The 24,993-nt window shown below is 69.7% G+C and carries 27 protein-coding genes; 12 read left to right on the top strand and 15 right to left on the bottom strand.

Annotated elements, in window-relative coordinates; all coding sequences use genetic code 11:
- Positions 1-10 precede the first annotated feature (10 nt).
- From FOF48_RS02285 to FOF48_RS02295, 3 genes are read right to left on the bottom strand one after another with little or no spacing between them, the layout of a single operon-like run.
- Positions 11-715 carry a response regulator transcription factor gene (locus FOF48_RS02285; protein WP_143898276.1) on the bottom strand — a complete coding sequence of 235 codons (705 nt, stop codon included), beginning with the start codon at positions 713-715 and terminating at the stop codon, positions 11-13.
- The gene (locus FOF48_RS02290; RefSeq protein WP_143898278.1) at positions 712-2,556 is read right to left on the bottom strand and encodes a HAMP domain-containing sensor histidine kinase; all 1,845 of its coding nucleotides are present in this window, start codon (positions 2,554-2,556) and stop codon (positions 712-714) included. Before FOF48_RS02290 ends, FOF48_RS02285 begins: the two co-directional genes overlap by 4 nt.
- A gap of 11 nt (positions 2,557-2,567) precedes the next feature.
- Positions 2,568-4,775 (bottom strand): von Willebrand factor type A domain-containing protein, encoded by a 2,208-nt coding sequence (locus FOF48_RS02295; protein ID WP_143898279.1) that lies wholly within the window; start codon positions 4,773-4,775, stop codon positions 2,568-2,570.
- A 143-nt stretch (positions 4,776-4,918) separates the two neighbouring features.
- On the opposite strand from FOF48_RS02295, the gene FOF48_RS02300 reads away from it, so the two are divergent.
- Genes FOF48_RS02300 through FOF48_RS02310 form a run of 3 tightly spaced genes read left to right on the top strand, consistent with a single transcriptional unit; the run spans position 4,919 to position 7,766 of the window.
- The gene (locus FOF48_RS02300) at positions 4,919-6,535 is read left to right on the top strand and encodes an NADP-dependent glyceraldehyde-3-phosphate dehydrogenase (protein ID WP_143898281.1); all 1,617 of its coding nucleotides are present in this window, start codon (positions 4,919-4,921) and stop codon (positions 6,533-6,535) included.
- A 39-nt stretch (positions 6,536-6,574) separates the two neighbouring features.
- The gene (locus tag FOF48_RS02305; RefSeq protein ID WP_143898283.1) at positions 6,575-7,072 is read left to right on the top strand and encodes a 6-carboxytetrahydropterin synthase; all 498 of its coding nucleotides are present in this window, start codon (positions 6,575-6,577) and stop codon (positions 7,070-7,072) included.
- A complete protein-coding gene (locus FOF48_RS02310; RefSeq protein ID WP_143898285.1) occupies positions 7,065-7,766 on the top strand; it encodes an SDR family NAD(P)-dependent oxidoreductase in 702 nt (233 codons plus the stop codon). The genes FOF48_RS02305 and FOF48_RS02310 overlap by 8 nt, the downstream gene beginning before the upstream one ends.
- Before the next feature lie 7 nt (positions 7,767-7,773).
- On the opposite strand, the gene queD is transcribed toward FOF48_RS02310, so the two are convergent.
- From queD to FOF48_RS02325, 3 genes are all read right to left on the bottom strand, one after another.
- Positions 7,774-8,172: a 6-carboxytetrahydropterin synthase QueD gene (gene queD, locus FOF48_RS02315; protein ID WP_143898287.1), complete on the bottom strand. Its 399-nt coding sequence runs from the start codon at positions 8,170-8,172 to the stop codon at positions 7,774-7,776.
- 93 nt (positions 8,173-8,265) lie between these two features.
- Positions 8,266-8,670, bottom strand: coding sequence for an SRPBCC domain-containing protein (locus FOF48_RS02320; protein ID WP_143898289.1), 405 nt, complete (start codon positions 8,668-8,670; stop codon positions 8,266-8,268).
- Positions 8,667-8,984, bottom strand: coding sequence for a helix-turn-helix transcriptional regulator (locus FOF48_RS02325; protein ID WP_143898291.1), 318 nt, complete (start codon positions 8,982-8,984; stop codon positions 8,667-8,669). Before FOF48_RS02325 ends, FOF48_RS02320 begins: the two co-directional genes overlap by 4 nt.
- Before the next feature lie 68 nt (positions 8,985-9,052).
- On the opposite strand from FOF48_RS02325, the gene FOF48_RS02330 reads away from it, so the two are divergent.
- Positions 9,053-9,580, top strand: a complete 528-nt coding sequence (locus tag FOF48_RS02330; RefSeq protein WP_143898293.1) for a GNAT family N-acetyltransferase — start codon at positions 9,053-9,055, stop codon at positions 9,578-9,580.
- 3 nt (positions 9,581-9,583) lie between these two features.
- On the opposite strand, the gene FOF48_RS02335 is transcribed toward FOF48_RS02330, so the two are convergent.
- The 3 genes from FOF48_RS02335 to FOF48_RS02345 form a co-directional block, all read right to left on the bottom strand.
- Positions 9,584-10,174, bottom strand: a complete 591-nt coding sequence (locus FOF48_RS02335; RefSeq protein ID WP_143898295.1) for a hypothetical protein — start codon at positions 10,172-10,174, stop codon at positions 9,584-9,586.
- 135 nt (positions 10,175-10,309) lie between these two features.
- Entirely contained in the window at positions 10,310-11,311 is a 1,002-nt protein-coding gene (locus tag FOF48_RS02340; RefSeq protein WP_143898297.1) for a PHB depolymerase family esterase, read from the bottom strand.
- 16 nt (positions 11,312-11,327) lie between these two features.
- The gene (locus tag FOF48_RS02345; protein WP_143898299.1) at positions 11,328-12,143 is read right to left on the bottom strand and encodes an alpha/beta fold hydrolase; all 816 of its coding nucleotides are present in this window, start codon (positions 12,141-12,143) and stop codon (positions 11,328-11,330) included.
- Between the two features lie 101 nt (positions 12,144-12,244).
- Here FOF48_RS02345 and FOF48_RS02350 point away from each other — a divergent pair, with 101 nt between their 5' ends.
- On the top strand, positions 12,245-12,889 hold the full coding sequence (locus FOF48_RS02350) for a TetR/AcrR family transcriptional regulator (RefSeq protein ID WP_143898301.1): 645 nt from the start codon (positions 12,245-12,247) through the stop codon (positions 12,887-12,889).
- Positions 12,890-12,928: 39 nt separating this feature from the next.
- On the opposite strand, the gene FOF48_RS02355 is transcribed toward FOF48_RS02350, so the two are convergent.
- Positions 12,929-13,333, bottom strand: a complete 405-nt coding sequence (locus FOF48_RS02355) for a hypothetical protein (protein ID WP_143898303.1) — start codon at positions 13,331-13,333, stop codon at positions 12,929-12,931.
- A 113-nt stretch (positions 13,334-13,446) separates the two neighbouring features.
- Here FOF48_RS02355 and FOF48_RS02360 point away from each other — a divergent pair, with 113 nt between their 5' ends.
- Positions 13,447-14,022, top strand: a complete 576-nt coding sequence (locus FOF48_RS02360) for a hypothetical protein (protein WP_143898305.1) — start codon at positions 13,447-13,449, stop codon at positions 14,020-14,022.
- Positions 14,023-14,039: 17 nt separating this feature from the next.
- Here the strand turns inward: FOF48_RS02360 and FOF48_RS02365 are convergent, their stop codons facing one another.
- Positions 14,040-15,500 (bottom strand): PLP-dependent aminotransferase family protein, encoded by a 1,461-nt coding sequence (locus tag FOF48_RS02365; protein WP_143898307.1) that lies wholly within the window; start codon positions 15,498-15,500, stop codon positions 14,040-14,042.
- A 257-nt stretch (positions 15,501-15,757) separates the two neighbouring features.
- Here FOF48_RS02365 and FOF48_RS02370 point away from each other — a divergent pair, with 257 nt between their 5' ends.
- Positions 15,758-16,045 carry a DUF2917 domain-containing protein gene (locus tag FOF48_RS02370; protein WP_143899083.1) on the top strand — a complete coding sequence of 96 codons (288 nt, stop codon included), beginning with the start codon at positions 15,758-15,760 and terminating at the stop codon, positions 16,043-16,045.
- On the opposite strand, the gene FOF48_RS02375 is transcribed toward FOF48_RS02370, so the two are convergent.
- Both FOF48_RS02375 and FOF48_RS02380 read right to left on the bottom strand, forming a co-directional pair.
- Entirely contained in the window at positions 16,002-16,373 is a 372-nt protein-coding gene (locus FOF48_RS02375) for a hypothetical protein (RefSeq protein ID WP_143898310.1), read from the bottom strand. The genes FOF48_RS02370 and FOF48_RS02375 overlap by 44 nt on opposite strands.
- A 144-nt stretch (positions 16,374-16,517) precedes the next feature.
- Positions 16,518-17,339, bottom strand: coding sequence for a carbonic anhydrase (locus FOF48_RS02380; RefSeq protein ID WP_143898312.1), 822 nt, complete (start codon positions 17,337-17,339; stop codon positions 16,518-16,520).
- A 509-nt stretch (positions 17,340-17,848) separates the two neighbouring features.
- Between FOF48_RS02380 and pru (FOF48_RS02385) the strand changes: the two genes are divergently transcribed.
- The 5 genes from pru (FOF48_RS02385) (at position 17,849) to pru (FOF48_RS02405) (ending at position 22,781) form a co-directional block, all read left to right on the top strand.
- Positions 17,849-18,376 (top strand): fruiting body spore coat protein U, encoded by a 528-nt coding sequence (gene pru / locus FOF48_RS02385; RefSeq protein WP_143898314.1) that lies wholly within the window; start codon positions 17,849-17,851, stop codon positions 18,374-18,376.
- A 15-nt stretch (positions 18,377-18,391) separates the two neighbouring features.
- Positions 18,392-19,171: a molecular chaperone gene (locus FOF48_RS02390; RefSeq protein WP_143898316.1), complete on the top strand. Its 780-nt coding sequence runs from the start codon at positions 18,392-18,394 to the stop codon at positions 19,169-19,171.
- Entirely contained in the window at positions 19,168-21,513 is a 2,346-nt protein-coding gene (locus FOF48_RS02395) for a fimbria/pilus outer membrane usher protein (RefSeq protein WP_143898318.1), read from the top strand. The genes FOF48_RS02390 and FOF48_RS02395 overlap by 4 nt, the downstream gene beginning before the upstream one ends.
- 43 nt (positions 21,514-21,556) lie before the next feature.
- Positions 21,557-21,979 carry a spore coat U domain-containing protein gene (locus FOF48_RS02400; protein ID WP_235685297.1) on the top strand — a complete coding sequence of 141 codons (423 nt, stop codon included), beginning with the start codon at positions 21,557-21,559 and terminating at the stop codon, positions 21,977-21,979.
- A gap of 274 nt (positions 21,980-22,253) precedes the next feature.
- Positions 22,254-22,781, top strand: a complete 528-nt coding sequence (pru, locus tag FOF48_RS02405; protein WP_143898322.1) for a fruiting body spore coat protein U — start codon at positions 22,254-22,256, stop codon at positions 22,779-22,781.
- Between the two features lie 183 nt (positions 22,782-22,964).
- On the opposite strand, the gene FOF48_RS02410 is transcribed toward pru (FOF48_RS02405), so the two are convergent.
- On the bottom strand, positions 22,965-23,780 hold the full coding sequence (locus FOF48_RS02410; RefSeq protein ID WP_143898324.1) for a LytTR family DNA-binding domain-containing protein: 816 nt from the start codon (positions 23,778-23,780) through the stop codon (positions 22,965-22,967).
- Positions 23,773-24,864 carry a sensor histidine kinase gene (locus FOF48_RS02415; protein ID WP_143898326.1) on the bottom strand — a complete coding sequence of 364 codons (1,092 nt, stop codon included), beginning with the start codon at positions 24,862-24,864 and terminating at the stop codon, positions 23,773-23,775. The genes FOF48_RS02410 and FOF48_RS02415 overlap by 8 nt, the downstream gene beginning before the upstream one ends.
- Positions 24,865-24,993 lie beyond the last annotated feature (129 nt).

A 24,993-nucleotide genomic window follows, 5' to 3' on the forward strand; every position in this document is an offset into this window, starting at 1 on the left:
CGGCCGGACCTCAGGAGGCTCGCTCCACCTCCATCCGGTAGCCCACGCCGCGCACCGTCTGGATGGAGAAGCGGGACGCGGGGGTCCACTTGAGCTTGCGCTTCAGGCTGGAGACGAAGTTGTCCACCGTGTGGGGATCCACCACCACGTCCGTGCCCCACACGGCATCCAGGATCTGGTCGCGCGGGAGGGCCCGCTCGCGCTCACGGATGAAGAAGGCCAGCAGGTCGAACTCCTTGCGCGTCAGCTCCACCTCCGCGCCCTCCGGCGACTCCACCCGCCGCCGGTCCAGGTCCACGCTGTAGCCCGCGAAGCGCAGGTGCTTCGCCTGCGCCACGCCCCCGCGCTTCAGGTGCGCGCCCACGCGCGCCAGCAGCTCGCGCAGCCGGTAGGGCTTGCCCAGGTAGTCCTGCGCGCCGGACTCGAAGCCGCGCACCACGTCCTCCTCCAGCGTGCGCGCGGTGAGCATCAGCACCGGGATGCCCAGGCCCTCCTCGCGCAGCGCGCGGCAGAGCGCGTACCCGTCGCCATCCGGCAGCATCACGTCCAGGAGGATGAGCTGGAAGTCGCGGCGGGTCAGCTGCTCGCGCGCCTCCTTCACCGTGGCGGCCTCCTGCACCGAGTAGCCACCCTGGTGCTCCAGGTTGTCGCGCAGCGCGAGCCGCAGGTTTGGATCGTCCTCCACGACGAGGACCGCGGGGGCGGAAGGGTTCATGCGGGGTTTCGCTCTCCGGGTGGGTATTCAGGAAGGGTCAGCTCGAACGTGGTGCCTTCGGGGCTGGAGTCCGCCACGCGCAGCGCTCCCCCATGCAGCCGGGCGATCCTCCGGCACAGCGCGAGCCCCAGCCCGCTGCCAGGGACCTCGCGGCCTCCCTGGCCGGACAGCCGGTGGAACTCTCCGAAGACGCGCTCCCACTCCGCCCTCGGGATGCCGGTGCCGTTGTCCGTGAAGCGCACGCGCCCTCGCGGCAGCGTCGCCACGTGCAGGCGCACGGGGCTCCGCTCGTTGTACGCGCACGCGTTGCGGGCCAGGTTCGCCAGCAGCAGCCGCAAGAGCTGCGCGTCCGCGTTCAGCTCGCGCGTGTCCACGTCCGCCGTCAGCTCCACGGGCATCGGGGCGCTGGCCTCCAGGTCGCGGCGCAGGCCCGACACCAGCTCGTCCAGCCGCACGGGCGCGAGCTTCGGCACCCAGCGACCCTTGTCGATGCGGTTGAAGGACAGCAGGTTCTCCACCAGGAAGCCCAGGGCGTCCGCCTCGCGGATGATGCGCGCGGGGTAGTCCTTCGCGTCCGCGCCCTCCGCCACCCGCCACTCCAGCGTCTCCGCGAGCAGGCGGATGGAGGCCAGCGGCGTGCGCAGCTCGTGCGACACCGTGGCCACGAAGTCGCTCTTCAGCTCCAGGAAGCGGTACTTGCGGTGCTGCGCCACGAAGGCCAGCGCCGCGATGGTGAGGGCCAGCGCCGCGCACAGGGTCAGCATCAGCGACTTGAGCCGGTAGCGGCTCTCCAGCGCGGCTTCCCCCCGGGCCCAGGTGGACGACTCCACCACCACCGGCAGCGACGTGAGCGCCATCACCGGCGCGTCGCCCAGCAGGGTCACGCGTCCGTCCGCTTCCAGGAGGCCGCGCTCGCGCATCTCCCGGGTGAGGCCCTCCATGAGCCCGGGGAGGTCCAGGGTCATCCCGCGGGTGTCGCCCTCCGCGACCGGCTCCAGGTACCAGCCGGAGCGCACCAGCACCGGCTCCGGGAGGTCGCCGGGCAGCGGCAGCGCGGAGGCGGCCAGCTCCCGCGAGCGCGCTTCGAAGTCCGCCACCGGCGCGCCCACGCGGGTGGAGAGCTCCGTCACCCGGCCTCGCAGGAAGTCGAAGTCCTCGCGCGTGAGGCGCGAGCGCTTGAGCAGCAGCAGCCGCTGCAAGCCCTCCATCCGTCCAGCGCCATGTCCTTCCAGGAGGCCGTCGCGCACCAGGGCCCGCATCAGGTCGGGCACCGCGTCGCCTCGCGCCGCCACGTCCTCCAGCACCACCAGCAGCGAGGGCAGGTCGCGCGTGGACGCGAGCAGGAAGCGGGCGCGGTGGTCGAGCAGGGCCCTCAGCGCCAGCAGGGTGGCCCGGCGGTCCTTCGTGGCCAGCGCCCGCTCCACCAGGGCCATCCGCTCCAGCCGCTCCCGCCACGGTCCCTCGTCCTCCTCCGCGGTCTCCGTGCCGGCGCGCAGCCGGACGTAGCGCTCCTTCGCGGGGGCATCCCCCGCCGTGTCGAAGAGGGCGAGCCGGGGCAGCAGCTGCTCCTCCTTCTCGCGCAGGTAGAGGCCCGGGGCCGCCATCAGCGGGTCCGCCTTCGCCGCCTGAAGGATGGCGCGCGCGCCCTCCAGCCCCTCGTGCAGGGCCTGCCCCAGCGACGCGCGGGCGTACTGCTCCAGGGCCTCGCGCCGGGCTTGGAGGGTGGCCCGCGCGTCCTCGCGCTCGGCGGTGAAGATGCGGTGGAGATAGCCCAGGCCGACCCCAAGTCCGGCGAGGCCGAGCACGAGTGCGGCGAGGGTGGGCAGCAGCCTGCGCATCATCCGGAGGGGCCTTACTTGAGGTTCGGGACGCGGTCGGCGTCCATGGTGCGCACGGGCGAGATGGACTCGAAGCGGTCCTCACGGCGGTCCAGCGTCCGGGCCTGGCGGATGAGCTCGCCCAGCTCCGCCACGTCCTGCCGGGCCTTCAGCGGCGGGCCCAGCTCCTCCCACAGCGACACGAGCGCGTCGTAGGTGAGGGGCCGCGCCCAGTAGGAGCCGCGCAGCTTCTCCGCGAAGGCCGCCGCGACATAGGACAAGCGGGTGGGGGGCGCGGCCTGCGCATAGGCCGGGCGCAGGAGGGATGCGAGCAGCGCCTTCTCGATGAGCTTGGAGCCGCCGCCCTCGGGGGCCTTGTAGCGGATGCGCAGCGTGCCGAGGGACGGCTGGGCGGGGTCGCGCAGCTTCACTTCGTAGAGGGCGGTGACGGCATGGCCGGCGCCCACCTCGCCCGCGTCCACGCGGTCGTCGTTGAACTGCTGCCGGGTGAGCATCCGGTTCTCGTAGCCGATGAGGCGGTAGCGGGACACGGCCTTGCGGTCGAACTCCACCTGGAGCTTCACGTCCTTGGCCACCACCTGGAGCGTGCCGGTGAGGTTCTGCACGAAGATGCGGCGGGCCTCCTCCAGCCTGTCCACATAGGCGTAGTTGCCTTCACCCACCTGGGCCAGCCGCTCCATCAGCACGTCGTTGTAGTTGCCCATGCCGAAGCCCACCGCGGACAGGGTGATGCCCGCCGCCGCGCGCTCCTTCACGCGCTCCCAGATGCCGTCCGCCTGCGTGATGCCGTTGTTGGCCACGCCGTCCGAGCAGAGGATGACGCGGTTGATGCCTCCCTCCAGCAGGTGTTTCGCCGCCAGCGCGTAGCCCAGCTCCAGGCCGGCCTGCGCGTGGGTGGAGCCCTCCGGCTGGAGCGTGTCGATGGCGGTGAGGATGAGCGCCTTCTGAGTGGCGCTGGTGGGCGGCAGCACCTGGCGTGCCTCGCTGCCGTACACCACGAGCGACACCCGGTCCCGCTCATCCAGCGCATCCACCAGCAGCCGCAGGGAGCGCTTCACCAAGCCCAGCCGGCTCTCCAGGTCCATGGAGCTGGACACGTCGATGACGAAGACCAGGTGGCTGGGTTTGCGCTGGGCACGGCTCACGTTCCGGGCCTTCACGCCGATTTGCACCACCTGGAAGCCCTTGCGCGCGGGGGAGGGGAAGCCCTCCACGTTCACGCTGAGGGGCGCGTCCTTCGCGCTGGTGTAGCCGTAGTCGAAGGTGTTGACGAACTCCTCCACGCGCACGGCCTGCTCGTCCGGGAGCGCCCCCCGCTCCAGGTAGGCGCGCGTCAGCGAATACGAGGCGGTGTCCGTGTCCACGGAGAAGGTGGAGAAGCGCTCCTCCTCGGTGTCCACCGTGGGGTTCACCCCGTAGCCCTTGAAGTACATGTCGAAGGAGGGCGGGCCCTTCGGGGCCACGGTGCGCTCCGACGCGAGCTCGGGCGGCGGGGTCTCGGGGGAGCGGTACGTCGTCTGCGGCGTGCCGTCCGCGATGAAGATGTGCATGTACGGCAGGGCCCAGGACGGTGCACGTTGCCGGTCGCTGTTGCTGCTCGCGGCGCCCCCGGCCAGGGATTCGGAGCTGTTGCTCCGGCTGCTCACGGCGTAAGGGGCGCCGGGTGGGGCTGTGCTGGGATTGACTCCGAATCCGGGGTCACGCGTGCTCAGGCCGTCCAAGACGTAGCCGGACTCGACCTTCTCCTCGGCGGGCCGCGCCGCCGCGATGCGCTTGATGAGCTCCTGGTCGACGTTCGCGTTCATGTTCGAGGCGCCCACGTCGATGGTGGGCGCGGACGCCGAGGCCTCCATCCCTTTCGAGACGCCAACCGGGAGCAGCCCCACGTTCACCCAGACGGTGTGGTTCATGACCAGCGAGACCTCCGAGCGCGTGTGCGGCTTGTAGCCCTCCTTCTCGAAGCGCAGGATGAAGGCCCCCATGGGGAGTCCGGGGACGTGGTAGTAGCCCAGCGAGTCCGTGACCGCTGTCTGCTCCTCCGTCAGGGCTGTCGAGGTCACGGTGATGACCACGCTGGCGAGGGGCCTCTTGGTGGTGGCGTCGATGACCGTGCCGGTGATGACGCTGTTCCCAAGGGTGACGGTGTCGGGCCCGGCCAGCGCGGGCATGGCGAACAGCAGCAGGAGCAGGGACAGGGAACATCGCAGGACGCGCTTCGTCATGGGCCACCTCTGAGGCATCAGGGTGGGGACATCATCCGGATGCGCCCCGCATCGAAGCGCATGGGAGCCTTGTCTCCTCATCATGATTTCATCATGACGGGAAACCGTGCCGGTCGAGGACGGCTTCGTTAGAAAGGGCGCCCATGACGGCACTCGAGAGGCTCTTTCCCGCAGAAGAGCAGATTCCCCCCGGTGTGCGACTCCCCGCGTATCTGGAGCAGCGCGAGTACCTGGTGGGGGGAGAACTGCGCACCTGGGCGGGTGAACTCAACCCCGTGCTGAGCCCCGTGTTCGTCCGGACTCCGGAGGGGCTCCAGCAGAAGGTGATGGGGGCGACCCCGCTGCTCACCTCGCGCGAATCCCTGGACGCCCTGGCGGCGGCGGTGAAGGCCTACGACTCGGGCGGGGGCGTGTGGCCCACCCTGAAGGTCGCCGAGCGCATCGAGCACGTGGAGCGCTTCCTCACCGCGATGCGCGCCCAGCGCACGGCGGTGGTGAACCTGCTGATGTGGGAGATTGGCAAGACGCAGCCGGACTCGGAGAAGGAGTTCGACCGCACCGTCGACCTCATCGTGGAGACCGTCCGCGCGCTGAAGGAGTTGGATCGCACCTCGTCCCGGTTCGTCCAGGACCAGGGCATCATGGCGCAGATCCGCCGGGCGCCCGTGGGCGTGGCCCTGTGCATGGGTCCGTACAACTACCCGCTCAACGAGACCTTCAGCACGCTCTTCCCCGCGCTGCTGATGGGCAACACGGTGGTGTTCAAGCCGGCGAAGTTCGGCGTGCTGCTGGTGAGCCCCCTCCTGGAGGCGTTCCGCGACTGCTTCCCACCGGGCGTCATCAACATCATCTACGGCCGCGGCCGGGAGACGGTGGGCGCGCTGATGGAGAGCGGCCAGGTGGACCTGTTCGCCTTCATCGGCACCAACAAGGGCGCCAGCGAGCTGAAGCGGATGCACCCCCGGCCACACCGCCTGAAGTCGGTGCTGGGGCTGGACGCGAAGAACCCGGCCATCATCCTGGAGGACGCGGACCTGGAGAACGCCGTGAAGGAGTGCATCACCGGCACGCTGTCCTTCAACGGCCAGCGGTGCACGGCGCTCAAGCTGCTGGTGGTGCACCGCAACATCGTGGACGCGTTCCTCGCGAAGTTCACCGCCGCGGTGGACGCGCTCAAGCCCGGCATGCCGTGGGACCCGGGCGTCGCCATCACGCCGCTGCCGGAGCCGGGCAAGGCGGCGTACCTCCAGGGGCTGGTGGACGACGCGCTGGCGAAGGGGGCCCGCGTGGTGAACCAGACGGGCGGTCAGGCGGCCCGGTCGTTCTATTCACCCACCGTGGTGTACCCGGTGACGGACGGCATGCGGCTGGCGCACGAGGAGCAGTTCGGGCCGGTGATTCCGGTGCGGGTGTTCGACGACGACGCGGAGGCCGTCCGGCTGGTGGTGGAGTCGCAGTTCGGCCAGCAGCTGAGCCTGTTCGGGAACGACCCGGCGCGCATCGGCCGGTTCATCGACGCGTTCTCCAACCAGGTGGGCCGCATCAACCTGAACTGCCAGTGCCAGCGTGGCCCGGACACGTTCCCGTTCAACGGCCGCAAGGACTCCGCGGAGGGCACCCTGTCGGTCGCGGACGCGCTTCGGGTGTTCTCCATCCGCACGCTGGTGGCGACGAAGACGACGCCGGCCAACACGTCCCTGGTCCAATCCATCCTGACCCGGCGTGAGTCCGATTTCCTCACCACGGACTTCCTCTTCTAGTCCGGCCTCGGCCCTTGGTGCTAAGCCCTGGGCCATCCCATGGCGCGCACCACGACCCTTGAGTTGCACAAGGAAGAGATGAAGTTCTCCGCGGGGCACTTCACCATCTTCTCCGCCACGCACCGCGAGAACCTGCATGGGCACAACTTCTCCGTCTACGTCGCCCTGACGGGGGAGGTGTCCGACGACGGTCTGCTCTCGGACTACGGTCCGCTCAAGCAGGCGGTGATCGCCCGCTGCAAGGCCTGGAACGAGACCTTCTTCCTGCCTGGCCGCTCCCCGCACCTGCGGCTGGAGCGCGACGCGAAGGGCGATTACGTGGCGCACTTCAACGGCGAGCAGCTGCGCTTCCTCGCCCGCGACGTGACGGTGTTGCCCGTGGCCAACGTGTCGCTGGAGGAGCTGGCGCGCGTCTTCGGCGAGGCGCTGGTGGGGGATGGCGGCGGGATGGCGCGCGACCATGTGACGCACCTGCTGGTGAAGTGCGCTTCAGGGCCCGGACAGTGGGCCTCCTGGGAGTGGACGCGGGATGTCTGACCAGCTCCTCATCACCGGCGCCAGCCGGGGCATCGGACGGGCCGCGGCGGAGCGCTTCCGCAAGGAGGGCTGGCGCGTGGTGAACGTGTCGCGTGGCCCGTGCACCGTGCCGGACGTCGTCAACGTGCGGGTGGACCTCTCCGTGCCGGGCTGGGAGGGCGCGGTCGAAGCGGCGCTGCGCGAAGGCCCCTCCGGCGGCCGCCTGTGCCTGGTGCACAACGCCGCCCTCTACGAGCACGACGACGCGCTGAGCATGGACGCGGACCACCTGCGCCGCGTGCTGGAGGTCAACGTCGTCGCCCCGCTGGTGCTCAACCGCCTGGCGCGGCCCCGGCTGACGGACGGCTCGTCCATCCTCTACGTGGGCTCCACGCTGGCGGAGAAGGGCGTGAAGGGCGTGGCGTCCTACGTGACGACCAAGCACGCGCTCGTCGGCATGATGCGCGCCACCTGCCAGGACCTGGCGGGGACGCGCGTGCACACCGCCTGCGTCTGTCCGGGCTTCACCGACACGGAGATGCTCCGCGAGCACATCGGCGGGGATACGGCCGTCCGCGCAAGCGTGGCGGGGATGACGACGTTCGGCCGGCTCATCGAACCCGCCGAGATCGCGGACGTCCTCTACACCTGCGCCACCACCCCCGTCCTGAATGGCGCGGTCCTCCACGCCAATCTGGGACAGGTGGAGCGCTGAGGGCGCGTCAGTCCTCCGCGGCGTAGACGGTGCACGACGACGTGCAGGTCTCCGCCACGCGGACGCGCGCCACCTGGGCGCCGGGGACCTTCACGCGCTCGAAGAGCCACGCGGCCAGCAGCTCGCTGGTGGGGTTCTCCAGGCCGGGCACGTCGTTGAGCAGCCGGTGGTCCAGCTGGGCGTGGAACGGCTGCCACGCGGCGTTGAGCTCCGCGAAGTCGACGATCCACCCGAACTGGGGATGCACCGGGCCACGGAGGGTGAGCTCGATGCGATAGCTGTGGCCGTGCACCCGCGAGCACTTGTGCCCTTCAGGAACGTGGGGCAGGCGGTGGGCGGCCTCGAAGGTGAACTCCTTCGAGATTTCAGTGACGAGGGTGGGCTTCTTCACGGGAACGGCCTCCATACCGGCGGCCTTGTACCCGCGATGGCCCCCCTCGTCCACGGGTCGCGTCAGCGGGGGGGCTGGCGAGCGGGCTCCCGCACTCGCGGTCCGCGCTCAGGCCCCCAGCGCGGGGCCCAGTCGCTCCAGCACCCCGGGCCAGCCCTTCTTCATTCCTTCGAAGGCCTGCCGGCCCATGGGCGAGTCCAGGTTGAAGCCCTCGTGCGTGAGGGTGAGCCGCGTCCCGCTGCCCTCCGGCGTGAGCCGCCAGGTGATGAGCGTGTCCAGCGTGCCCGCCGCGAAGCGGTAGCGGAGCAGCCGCTCCGGCTCCACCTCCAGCACCTCGCACGGCTGCTGGCCCCATGCGCCCATGTCGAGCGTGAAGCGGTGGCCCACGATGGGGCGCACGTCGCCCGCGGCCCACCACTTCGCGTGGAGCACCGGGTCCGTCAGGGCCCTCCACACCGCGGCGGGCGGATGGGCATACACTTGGTCCAACTGGATGATTGCGGGGGAACTCATTCGCGTGACTCCTCGTCGAGCACGTCCTCGAGCGCGGCAAGCCGCTGCTTCCAGTAGTGCGTGAAGGCCTGGAGCCAGTCGCCCACCTCCGACAGCGGACGTGGATCCAGGTGATAGTAGCGCTCGCGTCCCCGGGGCTCCTCGCGGACCAGCCGCGCCTTGCGGAGCACCTGGAGGTGTTCGGAGACGGCGGGACGCCCCAGCGCGAAGCCGCTCGCCAGGTCGTTCACCGCGCGGGGCCCCTTGCGCAGCTGCATCAGGATCTCCCGGCGCACCGGATTGGAGAGCGCTGAAAACACATCCGGGTCGTTCATGGCTCGAATCAATACGTCGGAAATGTCCGACGCGTCAAGCGCGGGCTGGATGTGCTGTGATGGGCCACATGTCGACGGAGCCCCGTTTCACCTATCAGCGGCTCACCCACGCGGACCTGCCGATGCTGGCGGAGTGGCTCGCGCGGCCCCATGTCGCGGAGTGGTGGGGCGCACCGCCCACGCTGGACGAGCTGCGGCAGGACCTGGAGGTGGACATCGCGGCGGACGTGAGCTGGCAGTACATCGCGCTGCTCGACGGCCGGCCGGTGGGGTTCATCCAGGCCTATGACGTCATGCGCGCGGACCCGGACTGGTGGCGCGAGGAGACGGACCCCGGGGCGCGCGGCATCGACCAGTTCCTCGCGCACGCGGAGCAGCTGGGGCAGGGCCTGGGCACCCGGCTGGTGGGCCAGTTCGTCGCGAAGCTGTTCGAAGACCCGGCGGTGACGAAGGTGCAGACCGACCCGTCGCCCGACAATGCCCGGGCCATCCGCGCCTACGAGAAGGCCGGGTTCCGGCCGGTCGCGCGGGTCGTCACGCCAGATGGGCCCGCGCTGTTGATGGTCGTCCGCCGCGACGCGTGGCGTGGGCCGTAGCGTCTACCGTGCGGCGGCGCGCCGCGGCTGCTCGGCCAGGGCGCGCTGCTCGCGGCGGATGGGCAGCCGGAGCAGCTGGGCGTAGCGCGCGAGCCGGTCCTCGAAGCGGCGCGCGTCGCGGCCCCAGTGCACGACGATGTTCCGCTCGGGGTTCTCCCGGTGCGCCATCGCGATGCAGTACTCGTCCTGGGCGCCAATCCAGTCCGGATGGTGGCGGCGCTCGCAGTCCAGTCGGGTGTAGCTCGCCAGGGGCTCATCCCAGGTGAAGGCGCTCAGGGCCCCGGCGCCGCGCAAGGACACCTGGGCGTTGGTCACCACCACCTCCAGCCGCGTCCGCAGGCAGCGCACGAGGTGCGTCACGGATACGAAAAGACCCAGGGTGACGCTCAGCGGGAGCAGCCAGTCCTCCCGCAGGTCCGCGACGCCCATCCGCTGGTCCAGCGCATAGCCGACAGGCAGCACGACGAACACCACGAACCCGAGCAGCGGCCACACCACCCGGCCGAGCAGCGGGCGCGTGGTGAACCGCAGTGGGAGGTCGCCTCCCATGTCGATCTTCCGTGGAACCGGTGAGAGCACTTCGAAGAAGGACATGGGCTGGGCGTCCCGGGGCCGACGATGTGTGTCTTTGCGCCAAGCTCAGCACGGGCGCTGATGCGCTGTCCAGGTCTTGCCGGGTAGTCCTGGAGTCATCGCCGGCGGCCCCTCGCGTCCGCTGGCTCCGGTGCCTCAGCGGGAGTGCTGCTTGAAGAAGTCCCACATGAGGGTGGTGCCGTCGGGCCCGGCGGGGTCCGCGAACGGGAAGGCGTTGTCACCGCCGGGCCACGCGTGACCCATCCCCTGGATTTCGTATTGCTGGACCAGGAGCACGCCGCCGGAGACGTAGTCGCGCACGGTGTACTTGCGGCCTCCTGGCGAGGTGCCGGACGTCACGCGCGCGGGCGAGTTCGACACGCTGTTGTTGTCCGCGCCGTCGTCGCCGTAGTCGTTCGTCTGGAGGAACTGGCGCACGGTCTGCTGGCCGTTGATGGGATTGACGACGTCGTCCTCGGTGCCGTGGACCACGAGCACGGGCACCTTGCGGCGCGGCTTCCCCGAGCAGGCCCAGGCGTCATGGCCCCGGTCGTCCGGCGAATAGATGCTGCCGAAGGTCATCGCGTAGAGGCTGCCCGACGCCGTGGTGGCCGCCTTGTACATGGCGCCCGCGCCCACCATGCCGGCGGTGAACACATCCGAATAGCAGGCCATCAGGATGCTGGTCATCACCGCGCCCGCGGAGACGCCCCCCACGTAGACGCGGCGCGAGTCCACCGCGTAATGGCCCTTCACCCAGTCCACCATGCCCACCACCAGCGATGGCTCGCCAATGCCTCGCTCCTGGTTGGAGGAGAACATGAAGTTCCAGCACTGGGTCGCGTTCGCGTAGAGCGCCTGGTTGGGATACAGCACCAGGAAGCGCTCCGCGTCCGCCTTCGCGTTCAGCCGCGTGAGGCCGGCGAATTGATCCGGATTCTGAAGACAGCCATGCAGCCCGACCACGAGCGGTAGCGCTTCCCCGGGTTGGTAGCCGGTGGGAACCCAGAGCTGGAAGCCTCGGGTGCCCCAGATGTTGGAATAGCTGCCGTATACCCACGCGCCCGCCCGCGCCGGGGCAGCTCCCAGGACCGCGAACAGCGCGCACAACCCCACCGCCGCACGTGAGAGGGTACGGACCTTCCGGAGCACCGACATGTGTCTGCCTCCTGCTTCAGCGAGGACGCGCCATGCGCCCAGGCGACTCGACCTCCCGGAGGAACCCCTCCACCGCGTCGACCACCTGTCCGGGTTGATCCACGGGCGCCGCATGCCCGGAATCCGTCAGCACGCGCAGCCAGGCGTCCGGGAGCAGGGCGGTGTAGGCCTGCTTCGCGGACAGCGGCGTGTAGTCCCGTTCGGAGTGCAGCACGAGCACGGGACAGGCCACGTCCTTCAGCCTGTCGAGGACGCTCCAACCGGCCAGCCCCCGCGTCGCGCGCAGGTAGACATCCGGCGCGTTGGCGCCCAGTGACTCCACCGCCCGGCGCCGCAGCGCCTCCTGCTCCGGCTTGGGGAACAGCCTGGGGGCGATCCGCTTCGCCAGCGCCCGGGGCCCCAGCAGCCGCAACACTCCCAGCCGCGCCGCGAACTCGAGCTTCCGGCGCAGGGTGCGCGCCACCATGTCCGGCCCGCTGTTGATGACGGTCAGGCTGCGCACCAGGTCCGGCCGGTCCACCGCCAGCTGGAAGCCCATCATCCCGCCCATGGACAGCCCGACGACGTGCACCCCGGACAGCCCCAGCCCGTCACACAGCGCGGCGATGTCGCGGGCGAAGAGCGCCACGCCATAGGCCCCCGCGGGCTTGTCACTGCGGCCGTGCCCTCGCGCGTCCGGGACCACGACGCGGTGGTGCGCGGACAGCCGGGGCGCCACGGCCTCCCAGTCGCTGCCCGACGAGCCCAGCCCGTGGAGCAGGAGGATGGGTGGACCCTCGCCGGACGCCTCGAAGTGCAGCGTGACGCCGTCTGGCAGGGTGGACGTGGGCATCGTGGAGTGAACGACTGTTCAGAAGAGGAGTGGACTACGCTGGCGCTCCAGCAGGTCCAACCGTATCTGAACGACCGTTCGTTTTTCAAGGTGTGCTCCCCATGGCGTCTTCTCCTCCCTCCCGGCTGCGCGCGCGCAAGGCGGTCCTTCCCGCCTCGGCGGCGGCTGACGGCACCCGCCGGCGCATCCTGGAAACCGCGCTCCAGCTCTTCGCGAGCCGGGGCTTCCACGACGCCTCCATTCGCGACCTGGCGAAGGAGCTGGAGCTGCGGCCGAGCGCGCTCTACGCGCACTTCCCCTCCAAGGAGCACGTGCTGGCGGAGCTGGTGCGCCTGGGCCATGAGGCGCACCACGAAGGGCTCCGCACGGCGCTGCTGGGCGCGGGGGCCGCCCCTGTCGAGCAGCTGCGGGCCCTGGTCCGGGCCCACACGCTGCTTCACGCGAACCATCCCCAGCTCGCGGTGGTGGTGAATGACGAAATCCACGCGCTGCCGCCGGAGCTGGCGGCGCCCTCCCTGGCGTTGCGGGAGCAGTCCGCGGCCCTGCTCCTCGCGGTCATCGAGCGGGGCCGGACGCAGGGCGTGTTCTCGGTGCCGCACGCGGGCGTCGTCGCCAAGGCGATCTCCGCCATGGGGCTGCGTCTGCCGTACTGGTTCGAGGCCACGCCCGCGCTCGACGCCGAAGCGCTGGCGGACCTGCACGCGGAGCTGGCGTCGCGGATGCTGGGCGTGAAGGGGAAGCGCTGAGCCCAGCGGTGCTCCGCCCGCGAGGCGGGTGCACCCCCGCTACTTCCAGGAGCAGCCTTTGATCTTCTTGCAGTAGGCCTCGTTGGTGGCCGTCTCGCACTTGATGGCGACGCCGCCGCACATGTTGGCTCCGAACATGTAGGCACATCCGGGCTGGCTGCTGCAGTAGGTCTGGGAGAAGACGGCGCAGAAGGTGGCCTTGCCCGTACAGTGGCCGGAGCCCTGCTTCGCCGTCCCGTCCTTCGAGCCTTCTGTTTCGGGAGTGGCGGCGGTGCCGCCGTCCCTGTCCGCGACGCCCGCGTCCGCCTTCGCCGCGGACGCGGCCTTCGCCGCCGCCTTCTTCGCCGCGGCGTTGGTGTTCCCCGCGAGCGCGGGAGCCCCCAGCAGGGCCGTTGCCACCGCGAGTGCCATGAAGAGACCGACGCGCTGTCCGTGATGCACCATGTTCCTCACCTCTCCTGGGGGGCGTCCACACCCACCGCCATCTTCCGGCGCGGCAGTCTATCGTGCGGACCGCGAGTCCGGGCCCCGGGCTCACCGAAGGGGAGAAGAGGCGCATGGGAAACGCATCCGGAAGGCAGAAGCAGAAGCCGCTCATCCTCGACTCGGTCGCGGGCTCCGCCCCGGGCCTCTTCAAGGCGACGTTCACCACCCATCCGGACCGCGAAGGGGCCACGCTGACGGAGTCCTCCAAGCCCAATGCCTATCACCTGCCCTGGAAGAACGGCGACTACACGGAGGGCGAGGTCGACCTCACGAACGAGGAGGTCGAGTACTTCTTCACCTCGGACCTGAGCGGGTGCAGCCTCTGGTACAAGTTCACCGGGGGCCGGATCAAGATCCGGCACGAGGCCCGGACCGACAAGGGCTCCCAGGACGTGCACCGCCTCGCCGGGTTCAAGTGCGTCGTCGACAGCAGCCTGAACAAGGACGACGTGCAGCTCGCGGTGGATGCGGACACGATGATCCGGAGCGCGCAGTTCTACGTCGTCTACGCCCTGTTCGAGCACGAATCCAAGTCGGTCGACTTCCGCGTCCAGCTCGTCCAGCAGAAGAAGAACCTGCTCACGCGGGTGGAGGTCTACGAGCTCGTCAAGGTCGGGTCGGTGGTGGTCGAGTTCCCGGAAGGATAGCCGCCCCTCCCCAGGGCTCAGCGCCGCGACGCGCCCGCGGCCAGTCCTGACGCGAGGCTGCCCAGGGTGGCGATGGCGGCTTCGATGCGCGGCGTCCAGGGCTGTCCGCAGCTCAGGCGGATGAAGTTCCGGTACGAGTCCGGCCGCGCGGAGAAGATGGAGCCCGGCGCGATGCTGATTCCGGCCTCCAGCGCCCGCGCGTTGAGGACATGCGCATCCACCGTGGGCGGCAGCTGCACCCAGAGCAGCATTCCCCCCGACGGCAGGGCCACGCGCGTGCCTTCCGGGAAGTGCTCGGCGACGGCGCCGGCCGCGTGCTCCACCTGCGAAGCCAGGTTGCGGCGCAGGGCGCGCAGGTGTCTGTCATAGCCCCCGTTCTCCAGGAAGGACGCGACCGCCTCCTGGGGTAGCAGGGGGGACGCCACGGTGTGCGTGAACTTGAGCAGCTCCACGCGCTCCCGGAAGCGGCCGGGCGCCACGTAGCCCACGCGGTAGCCGGGCGCGATGGTCTTCGAGAATGAACCACACAGCATCACCTGCCCCCGGGTGTCGAAGGCCTTGCAGGGCCGGGGGCGCTCGGGGCCGAAGTGCAGGTCGCCGTAGATGTCATCCTCGATGAGCGGGATGTCGTGCGCCGTCACCAGCTCCACCAGCCGCCGCCGGCGCTCCTCCGGCATGCAGCTGCCAATCGGGTTGCTGAAGCTGGGAACCACCAACACCGCGGCCACGCGGCGCCGCTCCAGCGCGGCCTCCAGTGCGTCCAGCTCCAGGCCATGGCGCGGGTGGCTGGGGATCTCCAGGGCCTTGAGCCCCAGCGACTCGATGGCGAGCAGCGTGCCGTAGTAGGTGGGCGACTCGATGGCGATGGTGTCGCCGGTCCGGGCCGCGGCGACGAGGCACAGGTGCACCGCCTCGGCCGCCCCTGACGTGGAGATGAAGTCGTCGGCGCCCAGCGCGCAGCCCCACTCCAGCGCGCGCTTCGCCAGCTGCTTGCGAAGCCGGAGGGAGCCGGGGGGGACGTCGTACATCACGCCCTCCATCTGCCGGTCCCTCGCGAGCTGCCCCATCTCCCGGGCCAGACGCCGCGTGGGCAGCAGCTCGGGGGCCGGCCAGGCGCTGCCCAACTGCACGATGCGTGGCTCTCGCGAGGACCGGTACAGCTGTGTCACCAGATCGCTGACGGTGACGGGCGTCGCGGAGGCCGGCGGGCGGGACACCGGGGGCTCGGCGAGCCGGAGGCGTTCCCGTTCCCGTTCGCGGACGTAGTGGCCGGATTGGGGCCGCGCCTCGATGAGTCCCTGCGATTCCAGGTGAAGGTAGGCTTGGAGCACGGTGGAGACGCTGACCCGCTCCCGGGCACTCAACCGCCGCACGGACGGCAGCCGCTCGCCAGGGCGCAGCGTGCCGGCGGCGATGGCGGCCCTCAAGCGCTCCGCGACGCTTTCATAGAGCTTCAAGGAATGGGCGCCTGCGGCCATGGGGACCCCCGTGATGTTTCATCCGATAGCGCGTGGGACATCCACTTCCCAGGTACAGCCTGACGTCGCGGTGACCAGCACAGTCACTCCTCCCTGAACTGTACTGGTCACAATAGTGATTTCCTACATCTGTTCTGGTTTCGCTCCGGAGCGCATGTTGGGTCCATCAGAGGAGGCTTTCGATGGTGGACCGTTTCACATGGCTCTTTCCGCGCTGGGTACGAGCGTGGCTGGGGGGCGCAGCGGCGGCGGAGGAGATGCCAGCCGTGTGCCTTTCCTCGGGCGGGCTGTGGGGCATGCGCCTGCGCGGCCCCTCGCGGGTGTTCACCTGCGGGGAAGGCGAGGTCTGGCTCACGATTGAAGGCGATGCGCGGGACCATGTGCTGCGCGCCGGAGATTCACTGAGGCTGCCCGCGGGGCACGTGGTGGTGCAGGCCTTGCGTGCCGCGCGCTTCCGCGTGGATTCATGCGCACGCGAGCCCCTTCCGCTCGGGGATGCGTTCACGTCACCACGTCCGACGAAGGAGGGCCCAGGTCGCGCTTGAAGGTGACGCGGACCTCGCGCGGCGCCTCCTCGCGGTAGGTGAAGTCCACGAACAACCGCCCCCCGTTCGCGGGCGCGGTCCAATCGCCGCACCAGCTCTGCAGCTCGTCTGACGCGTCGAAGCTCCACAGGTCATGACCGAGCTGTCGCAGGTCTTCGATGATCGCGGAGGCCTCCGGTTCAGGTTGAACCGCCGCGCGGAGTCGAGCCTGGAGGAGCGTCTCGAGTTCCTGCGTCAACGCATCCACCGCCGCCGCGCTGCTGAAGGCCGTGGCATTGAACCTGGGGTCGAGCACGGCCACCTCTCCCACGAGCTTGTCATGCTTCAAGACGACAAGCCCGCGGGACCTCGTGCCGCGCGCGGCAGGTCCGCGCGCGTCATCGAAGCTCCCCGGCAACAGCACACATCCACGCCGCCGCGACGTCCGGAGCGTCGCATGGCATTGCCAGGGAAGAGAGGGCTTGGGGGCTCCTCAGTAGCCGCCGTGGATGGCGATGGTGCGCCCGTTCAGCGGCTGCACGGGGCGGTTGTTGGGGTTGAGGTGTGGCAGTCGCTGGAACGCGGCGATCTGCGAGTCGGACATCTCAATGGGGTGCGTCATCACGAACCACTGGAGTCCTTCGCTGCACGGCGGCGTGGTGAGCGAGCCCGCGTACTGGAAGAACGCCTTGTTGCGCGGCAGCAGCGCGCTCGCGTTGATGAGCGCGCCCGTGGGAGCGCTCTGCTCACCTTCGTGCTTGGGCAGGTGCAGGAAGGCATTGAACAGCGCCGCGTTCACCGAGCCCTCCTTGATGAGCACGCCCACGACCACCGCGGCGTTGCCGCTGGCGTCCTTGTGCACCAGGTGCAGCTCCAGCGGGTACTGCACGCCGTCTTCCGTGTGCTCGCTGGGGGTGTGGAAGTGGAACTGTGCGAGCTTGTACTCGGTGTTGCCCAGCCGGAGCGTGCTGCCGGCGTCGTAGGTGAACTCCACCGTGTGGCCCGTGTTGGTCATGCGCACGTGGCTGGTGAAGTAGTTGAAGCTGGGAGCATTCAGGTGGGGGTGGTCAGCGGTCGCCGTCGACAATGCGACGGGCGACTGGGTCGTACCCGCTGAGCAGCGCGCGTTCCCGGGGAGCTCGGCCCAATGGTCGGGGCTCAGGCTCTGCGAGTAGCCGAAGTGGGTCTCCTCGCTGTTCGTGGTGACGGCGGCCACCCCGCGTGAATCATCCGCGGAGGCGCCCGAGGCGAGGAACAAGGAGGACAGCAGCGCGCTCCGCAGAGCGCGCACGGAGACAGTGCGAGAGACAGTCATGGATGGAGGGACCTTGGGCACATGCTGGGGTGTGCACGGGCCGGGCGGTACGGGCTTCGGGCCGGTGTCGCCCCGCTCGGGAGGGCGCTCGCCGTGCCGCGAGCCGGCGGCGGTGGGCACCCTCGGAGTGCCTTTTGCCCTGAAATACGTCCCAAAGATACTTTTTCGGTTATTCCAGATATGGCGGAACGATGTCTCACCAGCACCCTGAAGACAGTACATGCGTCATTCCTGGTGGGGGAGTGGGGGTGTGACAAATTTGAAACATTTGATTCTGGCCTCGCGGAGTACCTCGGCGCCCCCCGCCATACAGCTTTGGAGGACAAGGCTCGATTGAAAAGACAAACCAAACACGGTGGTTGTCGGCGAAATACAAAGAAACGAACGCGCCGAACGTGAAGTGGCGCGCTCCGCGTGGGGTTGTCCCTGGGCGCAGGTGACGCAACGTCCCAGGTTGCCGCCGCCAGACGCGAACCGGAATTCACCGGCCGGCTGGTGGAGCATGGTCAATGAAAGCATTCAAGAACACCCTCGCCGTCCTCGCAGTCGCCTCGTCACTCGCCGCCGTCTCGTCCGCTCACGCCGCCACCGCGACGGCCAACCTCACGGTGACGGCCACGGTGGGTTCCAGCTGCAGCATCAACTCCGGCGCGCTCAACTTCGGTAACTACGACCCCATCATCCTCAACGCGTCCACGGGCGTGGATCTGCTGGGCTCTGGCACGCTGAGCGTGCAGTGCACGCTGCTCGGGACGGCGGTCGTCACGCTGGGGCAGGGGGCGCACTCGGCCGCGGGGTCGACGGACGCGGCGCCGTTGCGGCGGATGCTGAACACGTCGTCGACGAACTACCTCAACTACTCGCTGTTCCAGGACGTGACGCGCCTCATCGTCTGGGGCAACACGGCCGGCACGGGCCTGCCGTACGTGGGCACCGGTCTGAGCACCCCGGTCATCGTCTACGGCACCGTGCCCAAGGGGCAGAACGTCCCCTCCGGCACCTACAACGACACGGTCGTCGCCACCATCACCTTCTGATTCGGGACGGCGAACATGCGCACAAATCTTCTCTCCTGGGCTGACGGCCTGAAGTCAATGGCTGTCCTGGTATGGGCTTTCGCTGGCATCTCGAGCGCTGCATCGCTCGAGGTGAATCCGGTCCGCGTTGAACTGGGGACGGGTGCCCGCGGGGTGGTGGTCACGGTGAAGAACCAGAGCACCGAGCCGACACGGTTCCAGGCCTCGGCGCATACCTGGGTCCAGGATGAAGAAGGGCGCATGACGCTCGCTCCAACGCAGGAGGTGTTCTTCTTTCCTGCGATGTTGTCGTTGGAGCCAGGAGAATCCCGCCTCATCCGGGTGGGAGTCTCCTCGGCTCCGCAGGACAAGGAGCGCTCCTTCCGGCTCGTCGTGGAGGAACTGCCTCCCCTGGAGCCCGCGGTTTCGGCCATGGGCCTCCGGATCCTCACGCGCGTCTCGATTCCGGTGTTTGTCGCGCCCAAGCGGAAGGAGATTTTGGGCCGCGTCGAAAAAATCGAGCTGCGCGAATCAAAGTTTCGCTTCCAGGTGGCCAACGCCGGCACCGTGAACTTCTTCATCCGCCAGACGCGCGTGCGCGGGCTCGACGCCCAGGGCAAGCGGTTGGTGGAACGGGAGCAGCCCGGCTGGTACGTGCTGGCCGGCGACAAGCAGGTGTTCACGCTGGATGTCCCCGCGGACATGTGCGGGCAGGTCCGTTCCGTGGAGGTGGAGGCGGAGACGGACAGGGGAGTCATCCACCAGAGCGCGCCCGTCACCGCATCCGTTCCCTGCGAGGCAGCACCCCAGCCATGAGCCCCTTCCCCCCGTCAGGGATGCGCGGGACCTGGCACCTGACGCTCGCGATGTCCCTCCTCCTGCTGGGCGCGACTCCCGCTCCCGCGCAGGAACCGGCCGTCGGGGTGGCGAGGACGCCCCAGCAGCTCAGCCCCATCGTCGTGGAATTCACCTTGAACGGCGTCGCCCGCGGGGACGTCTTTCCCGTGCTGCGGGATGGCGACGTGCTGGTGCCTGTCTCCGCGCTCGAGTCCTTCGGGGTCGACGTGGCGCGGCTCGGCGCGCGGCGGGAGGTGCTGGGTGCGGAGACCTATGTCTCATTGCAATCCCTGCCGCCTCCGGCCACGTTCCTGCTCGACGAGCGCGGTGCCAGCCTGCGCTGTGACTTTCCTCCCTCCGCCTTCAACCAGACCCGCATCGACCTGGGGGTGTTCGCGCCCCCCGGCTACAAGGTGAGTGGCAGCCCGAGCGCGTTCTTCAACTACGCGGCCCGGGCCCGAAACACGTTCCTCACGTTCTATGGCGAGGCCGGCGCCTCGCTGGGGCGGGGCGTGTTGACCACCCAGGCGCGGTGGAACCCCGGCGAGGCGCCGCTCCGGGGGCTCACCCAGCTCACCGTGGACTTCCCTGAAGCCATGGTGCGCACCGTCGCCGGCGAGGCGACGGGGTATGGCGGCGTGCTCGGCGGCGGCGCGGTGGTGGCGGGCCTGCACGTGATGCGCTCGTTCGAGCTGAACCCCTACTTCGTGCGCAACCCGATGCAGGACATCGCGGGGGAGGTCACCACGCCGTCCACGTTGGAGGTCTACGTCAACAACCAGCTGGTGCGCCGCACGGAGCTTCCGCCCGGTCCGTATCGGCTGGAGAACCTCACCGTGCCCCGGGGCGAGGGCACCACGCGCTACCTGGTGCGAGACGCCTTTGGCCGCGTGAGCGAGGTGAATACGTCGTACTCGCTCAGCGGCCAATCGCTCTCACCGGGCGTGGCCGACTACCGCCTGTCCGCGGGCGTGGAGCGCGAGTCGCTGAGCACCCGGAGCTTCGACTTTGGACGGGGGCTGCTGCTGGGGACGTTCCGGATGGGCGCGACGCCGTGGCTGACGCCGGGCGTGCGGCTGGAGCTGGCGACGAACATGCTCAGCACGGGCGCTGTCCAGTTGTTCCAGCTCCCCTTGGGCGAGCTGGAGCTGTCCCAGGCCATCAGCCGGGGCGAGGGCCGCACCGGCGCGGCGGCGGGCCTCGTCTATGCCCTCCAGGGGCAGCGGGTCGGCGGCTCCGTCTTCTCCCGGACGATGAGCGCCCACTACCTCAACACCAGCCTCCAGCGGGATGACGACCACCCGATGGTGGAGACGGGGGGCGGCCTCTTCCTCGCGTTGGGCAGCCGGGCCAGCGTGAGTGGCCAGGCGGCGGTGACGCGCTGGCGGGAGCGCGGTTGGACCGTATGGGCGGGGGCCACCACCGCCGCGCAGGTGACGGACCGGGTGTCGGTCTCCCTGTCCGCCAGCCGCAGCCAGGAGGCGCGCGGGCTGGCGTCGTTGGAGGGCATGCTCTTCCTGAACGCCATCCTGGACGCGCGCACCACGGGGTCGGTGGGGCATGTGAGGGGCACCGGTGGCGGCGACACGGCCCTGGACATCTCCCGCGGCGTGCCATTGGAGGGGGGCCTGGGCTTCCAGGCTCAGGCCCAGCTGGGCCGGTTCGACTACGCGCGGGGACGGGTGGACTACGAAGGCGACGTGGGCCACTACGCGGCGGGCCTGGAGTTGCAACAGGGCAAGGCGGTGGGGCTGGCCGAGGTCTCCGGCGGACTGGTGGCCATTGGCGGTGGCATCCACGCCACCCGCGCGGTGGACCAGGGGTTCGCGCTGGTGCGCGTGGACGGCGCGGAGAACATCGGTGTCCTCCTGAACAACCACCTCATCGGGAGGACGGACTCCCAGGGTGAGTATGTGGTGACGCGGCTTCAGTCCTACAGCCCCAACCGCCTGTCCGTGTCGGACGAGGAGCTGCCGCTGGAGGACTACCTCCCGACGACGGAGCGGATGGTGGCGCCCTGGTTGCGCGGCGGCGTGGTGCTGGACTTCCAGAAGGAGTCGGTGCGGGCCTTCCGGGGCCGGGTGGTGCTCGCGTCCGGCACCGGCGCGCTCGCGTATGGAGAGCTGCGCGTCGACGCGGACGGGAAGCAATGGCTCTCGCCGGTGGGGGCGGGCGGGGAGTTCGAGCTGGTCGGCGTGCCCCCGGGCCGCTACGCGGCGACGGTCCGCCACCCCATGGGCCGCTGCTCCGTGGCCCTGGAGATCCCCTCCAAGGCGGGTTCGGTCATCGACCTGGGAACGGTGAGGTGTGTCAATGAATAGGCGCGCGGTCGTGACACGAGTAGGAGCCCTGGCTTTGGCGGGGATGTGCGGGTTGTTCCCCGGGACTGCCGGGGCCACCTGTCAGTTGAAGAGCATCGTCGGGGTGTCGTTCGTCAACTACACCAGCAGCGCCGTGTTGCCGCTCGACTCGGACGGGAGCATCAGCTTTCGCTGCGATGCCCAGCTCATCCCTGTCACCATTGACTTGAGCCAGGGGAGTTCGGGCAGCTACGTGTCCCGCACCCTGAAGGGGCCCTCCAGCAGCTCCCTCAACTACAATCTCTACACGGATGTGACGCGACTGCTTGTCTGGGGCAACGGGCTCTCAGGTACCGCGCACTACGGCCCGGTCATCCCGCTGCTCGGCGCGGACGTGACGCTCCCTGTCTATGGACGGATTCCCGCCGGGCAGAGCGTCGCCGCGGGCAGCTATACCGACACCCTCGTGGTGACGATGACCTTCTGAGGTCGCGCCGCTTCAGGGCGGGGGCGAGCTCGCTCCAGTGACGGCGGAAGCGGGGGCTGGGTGTCCAGCTCCAGACGGCCCTGGAGGACGAGTCTTGATTCAAAAGACAAATCAACCCCGAGAGTCAGCGGCGAAATACAAAGGAACGAACGCGCCGAGCGTGAAGTGGCGTGCTCCGCGCGGGGTTGTCCCTGGGCGCGGGTGACGCAACGTCCCAGGTTGCCATCGCCAGATGCGAACCGGAATCCACCGGCCGGCTGGTGGAGCGTGGTCAATGAAAGCATTCAAGAACACCCTCGCCGTCCTCGCAGTCGCCTCGTCACTCGCCGCCGTCTCGTCCGCTCACGCCGCCACCGCGACGGCCAACCTCACGGTGACGGCCACGGTGGGCTCCAGCTGCAGCATCAACTCCGGCGCGCTCAACTTCGGTAACTACGACCCCATCATCCTCAACGCGTCCACGGGCGTGGATCTGCTGGGCTCTGGCACGCTGAACGTGCAGTGCACGCTGCTCGGGACCGCGGTCGTCACGCTGGGGCAGGGGGCGAACGCGGCCGCGGGGTCGACGGACGCGGCGCCGTTGCGGCGGATGCTGAACACGTCGTCGACGAACTACCTCAGCTACTCGCTGTTCCAGGACGTGACGCGCCTCATCGTCTGGGGCAACACGGCCGGCACGGGCCTGCCGTACCTGGGCACCGGCTTGAGCACCCCGGTCATCGTCTACGGCACCGTGCCCAAGGGGCAGAACGTCCCCTCCGGCACCTACAACGACACGGTCGTCGCCACCATCACCTTCTGATTCGGGACGGCGAACATGCGTCCAAGGCTTGGGGCGCATGCCGCTCGCGCCGACGCAGGAGGTGTTCTTCCTTCCTGCGAGGGGGGCGCTGGAGCCGGGAGGGTCCCACCGCGGCCGGGTGGGGCGCTCCTCGGCTCCACGGGACAAGGAGCGCCCCCGAGGACCCTCTGCCTGCGTGCCTCTTCAGAATGACTGGCGCAGCAGGGCCTCCACCGCGGCCTTGCGGCCCGGACTCAGGCGCAGCCGCGTGCCGTCGCGGAGCACCACGACCCAGCCCTTGTCCACGTCGGGTTCGAGCTCGCGGATGCGCTCCACGTTGACCAGCGCGGAGCGGTGGACGCGCACGAAGCGCCGGGGATCCAGCCACGCCTCCACCTGCTGCAACGTCTCACGCAGCATGGGCTTGCGCGCTCCGGCGTGCAGCACCACGTAGTTGCCCTCCGCCTCGCACCAGTCCAGCTCCTCCACGGGGACCAACAACACCTTGCCGCCTGTCCTCACCGCGATGCGCTCCACCGGGCCCTGCGCGGCCGGGCCCGGCGGGGGTGGGGGAGGGGCCCGGTGCTGTTCGAGCAGGGACGACAGGTGCTTCAGCAGCGCCTGGTCCTTCCCCACGGCGCGCTGTCTGCGCGCGCGCTCCAGCGCGTCCCGGAAGCGCTGGTCGCTGAAGGGCTTGAGCAGGTAGTCCAGCGCGTTCGCTTCGAAGGCGCGCACCGCGTACTGGTCGAACGCCGTCACGAAGATGACGGGAGGCATCCGCTCCACGCCCACCGCGCGCAGCACGTCGAAGCCGTCCACCTCCGGCATCTGCACGTCCAGGAAGACGAGGTCCGGCGGCTCGCGCCGGAGCAGCTCCACCGCTTCACGGCCCCCCGCGCACTCCCGCACGCAGACGGACTCCGGAGCCTGGGCCAGCAGTTGTTTCAAGGTGTCCCGGGCCAGGGGCTCGTCGTCCACCACCAGGACGCGCCATCCCTCCCGGCGGTCAGGCTCATGCATGGGAAGGTCTCTCCAGGTCCGCCATGTCTTTCTTCCACTCCAGGAAGGGCAGCTCCACCTTCGCGACCACGCCCCCCTCCGGCAGGTCCTCCAGGGTCAGGCCATAAGGCTCACCATAGAGCTGTCGGATGCGGGCGCGGGTGTTGGTCACGCCAATGCCCGTGCCTCCGGCGCCGCCCGCCCCGAGCCCCGGTCCGTCGTCGCGCACCTCGAGCAGCAGGCGGTGCCCCTGCCGCGCGCTGCTCACGCGCAGGTGGCCGTGGGCCGCGCGCCGCGCGATGCCGTGCTTGATGGCGTTCTCCACCAGGGGCTGGAGGATGAGCGCGGGCACGCGGGCCTTCAGCGTGTCCGGCGCGGGGGCCAGGTGGACGTCCAGGTGCGCGCCGAACCGGAGCTGTTCAATGCCCAGGAAGCGCCGCACCAGCTCCAGCTCGTCCTCGAGCAGCACCTCGTGGTCGCCACGTCCCTCCAGGCTCGCGCGCAGCAGGTGTCCCAGCTCCGCGATGGCCTCCACCGCCTCCGGGTTTCGCTGCTGGCGGACCAGGCCCGCCACCGCGTTCAGTGTGTTGAAGAGGAAGTGCGGATCCAACTGGGCGCGCAGGGCCTGCAACCGGGACTCCGCGAGCCGCACCGCGAGGCGTGACTCCGCCAGCTCCCGTTCGCGCAGCCGGCGCGTCGTGCGCAGCGCGGTCCACGCCGCCAGGAAGAGCAGGTACTCGAAGTAGCCGAGCGCGCCCCGTTCGAGCAGCAGCCTCCAGGTTCCTTCGAGGAAGGGTACGCCCATGGCCCCCCATCGTTGGAGCGCCGCGAGCGCCCCCGCGAGCAGCAGCAGGTGCACCTGGACGAAGCCGGCCCCCGCCACCAGCAGCACCCCCAGACCGCGGCCCAGCCGAGGGCGCTCGAGCGGGACGCGCTGGAAGACAGCCAGCACCAGCGGCCCGAGCACGGCCCATGCGCTGTAGGGCACCAGGGCCAGGGCCCACTTGAAGAGGAAGTCGCGAGGCTCCTCGGCATAGGCGCGCAGGGCATGGGGGATGGCGCCCAGGGTGCCCGCCGCCATCCCCAGGACCCAGATCCGCCGCATCGTGGCCGGACGTGGGGACGGCTCAGCGACCGTGACCCCGTGATGCGTTCCCCCATGCGTCATGGTGTTCTCACAATCCCCTGACGGCAGCCTAGCGGAAGGCGTGGGGGCCGTGTGCGCGCTGGCGGA

Source organism: Corallococcus sp. Z5C101001, from assembly GCF_007352635.1.
Taxonomy (GTDB): Bacteria; Myxococcota; Myxococcia; order Myxococcales; family Myxococcaceae; genus Corallococcus; species Corallococcus silvisoli.

Coding starts and splice junctions, on each gene's coding strand:
- FOF48_RS02335 (WP_143898295.1), bottom strand. CDS start 10,174: ATGTCCTTCTTCGAAGTGCTCTCACCGGTTCCACGGAAGATCGACATG.
- FOF48_RS02415 (WP_143898326.1), bottom strand. CDS start 24,864: ATGCGGCGGATCTGGGTCCTGGGGATGGCGGCGGGCACCCTGGGCGCC.
- FOF48_RS02365 (WP_143898307.1), bottom strand. CDS start 15,500: ATGGCCGCAGGCGCCCATTCCTTGAAGCTCTATGAAAGCGTCGCGGAG.
- FOF48_RS02340 (WP_143898297.1), bottom strand. CDS start 11,311: ATGTCGGTGCTCCGGAAGGTCCGTACCCTCTCACGTGCGGCGGTGGGG.
- FOF48_RS02295 (WP_143898279.1), bottom strand. CDS start 4,775: ATGACGAAGCGCGTCCTGCGATGTTCCCTGTCCCTGCTCCTGCTGCTG.
- FOF48_RS02325 (WP_143898291.1), bottom strand. CDS start 8,984: ATGAACGACCCGGATGTGTTTTCAGCGCTCTCCAATCCGGTGCGCCGG.
- FOF48_RS02380 (WP_143898312.1), bottom strand. CDS start 17,339: ATGACTGTCTCTCGCACTGTCTCCGTGCGCGCTCTGCGGAGCGCGCTG.
- FOF48_RS02290 (WP_143898278.1), bottom strand. CDS start 2,556: ATGATGCGCAGGCTGCTGCCCACCCTCGCCGCACTCGTGCTCGGCCTC.
- FOF48_RS02330 (WP_143898293.1), top strand. CDS start 9,053: ATGTCGACGGAGCCCCGTTTCACCTATCAGCGGCTCACCCACGCGGAC.
- pru (WP_143898314.1), top strand. CDS start 17,849: ATGAAAGCATTCAAGAACACCCTCGCCGTCCTCGCAGTCGCCTCGTCA.
- FOF48_RS02410 (WP_143898324.1), bottom strand. CDS start 23,780: ATGCATGAGCCTGACCGCCGGGAGGGATGGCGCGTCCTGGTGGTGGAC.
- FOF48_RS02355 (WP_143898303.1), bottom strand. CDS start 13,333: ATGGTGCATCACGGACAGCGCGTCGGTCTCTTCATGGCACTCGCGGTG.
- FOF48_RS02370 (WP_143899083.1), top strand. CDS start 15,758: ATGCCAGCCGTGTGCCTTTCCTCGGGCGGGCTGTGGGGCATGCGCCTG.
- FOF48_RS02305 (WP_143898283.1), top strand. CDS start 6,575: ATGGCGCGCACCACGACCCTTGAGTTGCACAAGGAAGAGATGAAGTTC.
- FOF48_RS02300 (WP_143898281.1), top strand. CDS start 4,919: ATGACGGCACTCGAGAGGCTCTTTCCCGCAGAAGAGCAGATTCCCCCC.
- FOF48_RS02310 (WP_143898285.1), top strand. CDS start 7,065: ATGTCTGACCAGCTCCTCATCACCGGCGCCAGCCGGGGCATCGGACGG.
- pru (WP_143898322.1), top strand. CDS start 22,254: ATGAAAGCATTCAAGAACACCCTCGCCGTCCTCGCAGTCGCCTCGTCA.
- FOF48_RS02285 (WP_143898276.1), bottom strand. CDS start 715: ATGAACCCTTCCGCCCCCGCGGTCCTCGTCGTGGAGGACGATCCAAAC.
- queD (WP_143898287.1), bottom strand. CDS start 8,172: ATGGAGGCCGTTCCCGTGAAGAAGCCCACCCTCGTCACTGAAATCTCG.
- FOF48_RS02345 (WP_143898299.1), bottom strand. CDS start 12,143: ATGCCCACGTCCACCCTGCCAGACGGCGTCACGCTGCACTTCGAGGCG.
- FOF48_RS02360 (WP_143898305.1), top strand. CDS start 13,447: ATGGGAAACGCATCCGGAAGGCAGAAGCAGAAGCCGCTCATCCTCGAC.
- FOF48_RS02350 (WP_143898301.1), top strand. CDS start 12,245: ATGGCGTCTTCTCCTCCCTCCCGGCTGCGCGCGCGCAAGGCGGTCCTT.
- FOF48_RS02390 (WP_143898316.1), top strand. CDS start 18,392: ATGCGCACAAATCTTCTCTCCTGGGCTGACGGCCTGAAGTCAATGGCT.
- FOF48_RS02400 (WP_235685297.1), top strand. CDS start 21,557: ATGTGCGGGTTGTTCCCCGGGACTGCCGGGGCCACCTGTCAGTTGAAG.
- FOF48_RS02395 (WP_143898318.1), top strand. CDS start 19,168: ATGAGCCCCTTCCCCCCGTCAGGGATGCGCGGGACCTGGCACCTGACG.
- FOF48_RS02320 (WP_143898289.1), bottom strand. CDS start 8,670: ATGAGTTCCCCCGCAATCATCCAGTTGGACCAAGTGTATGCCCATCCG.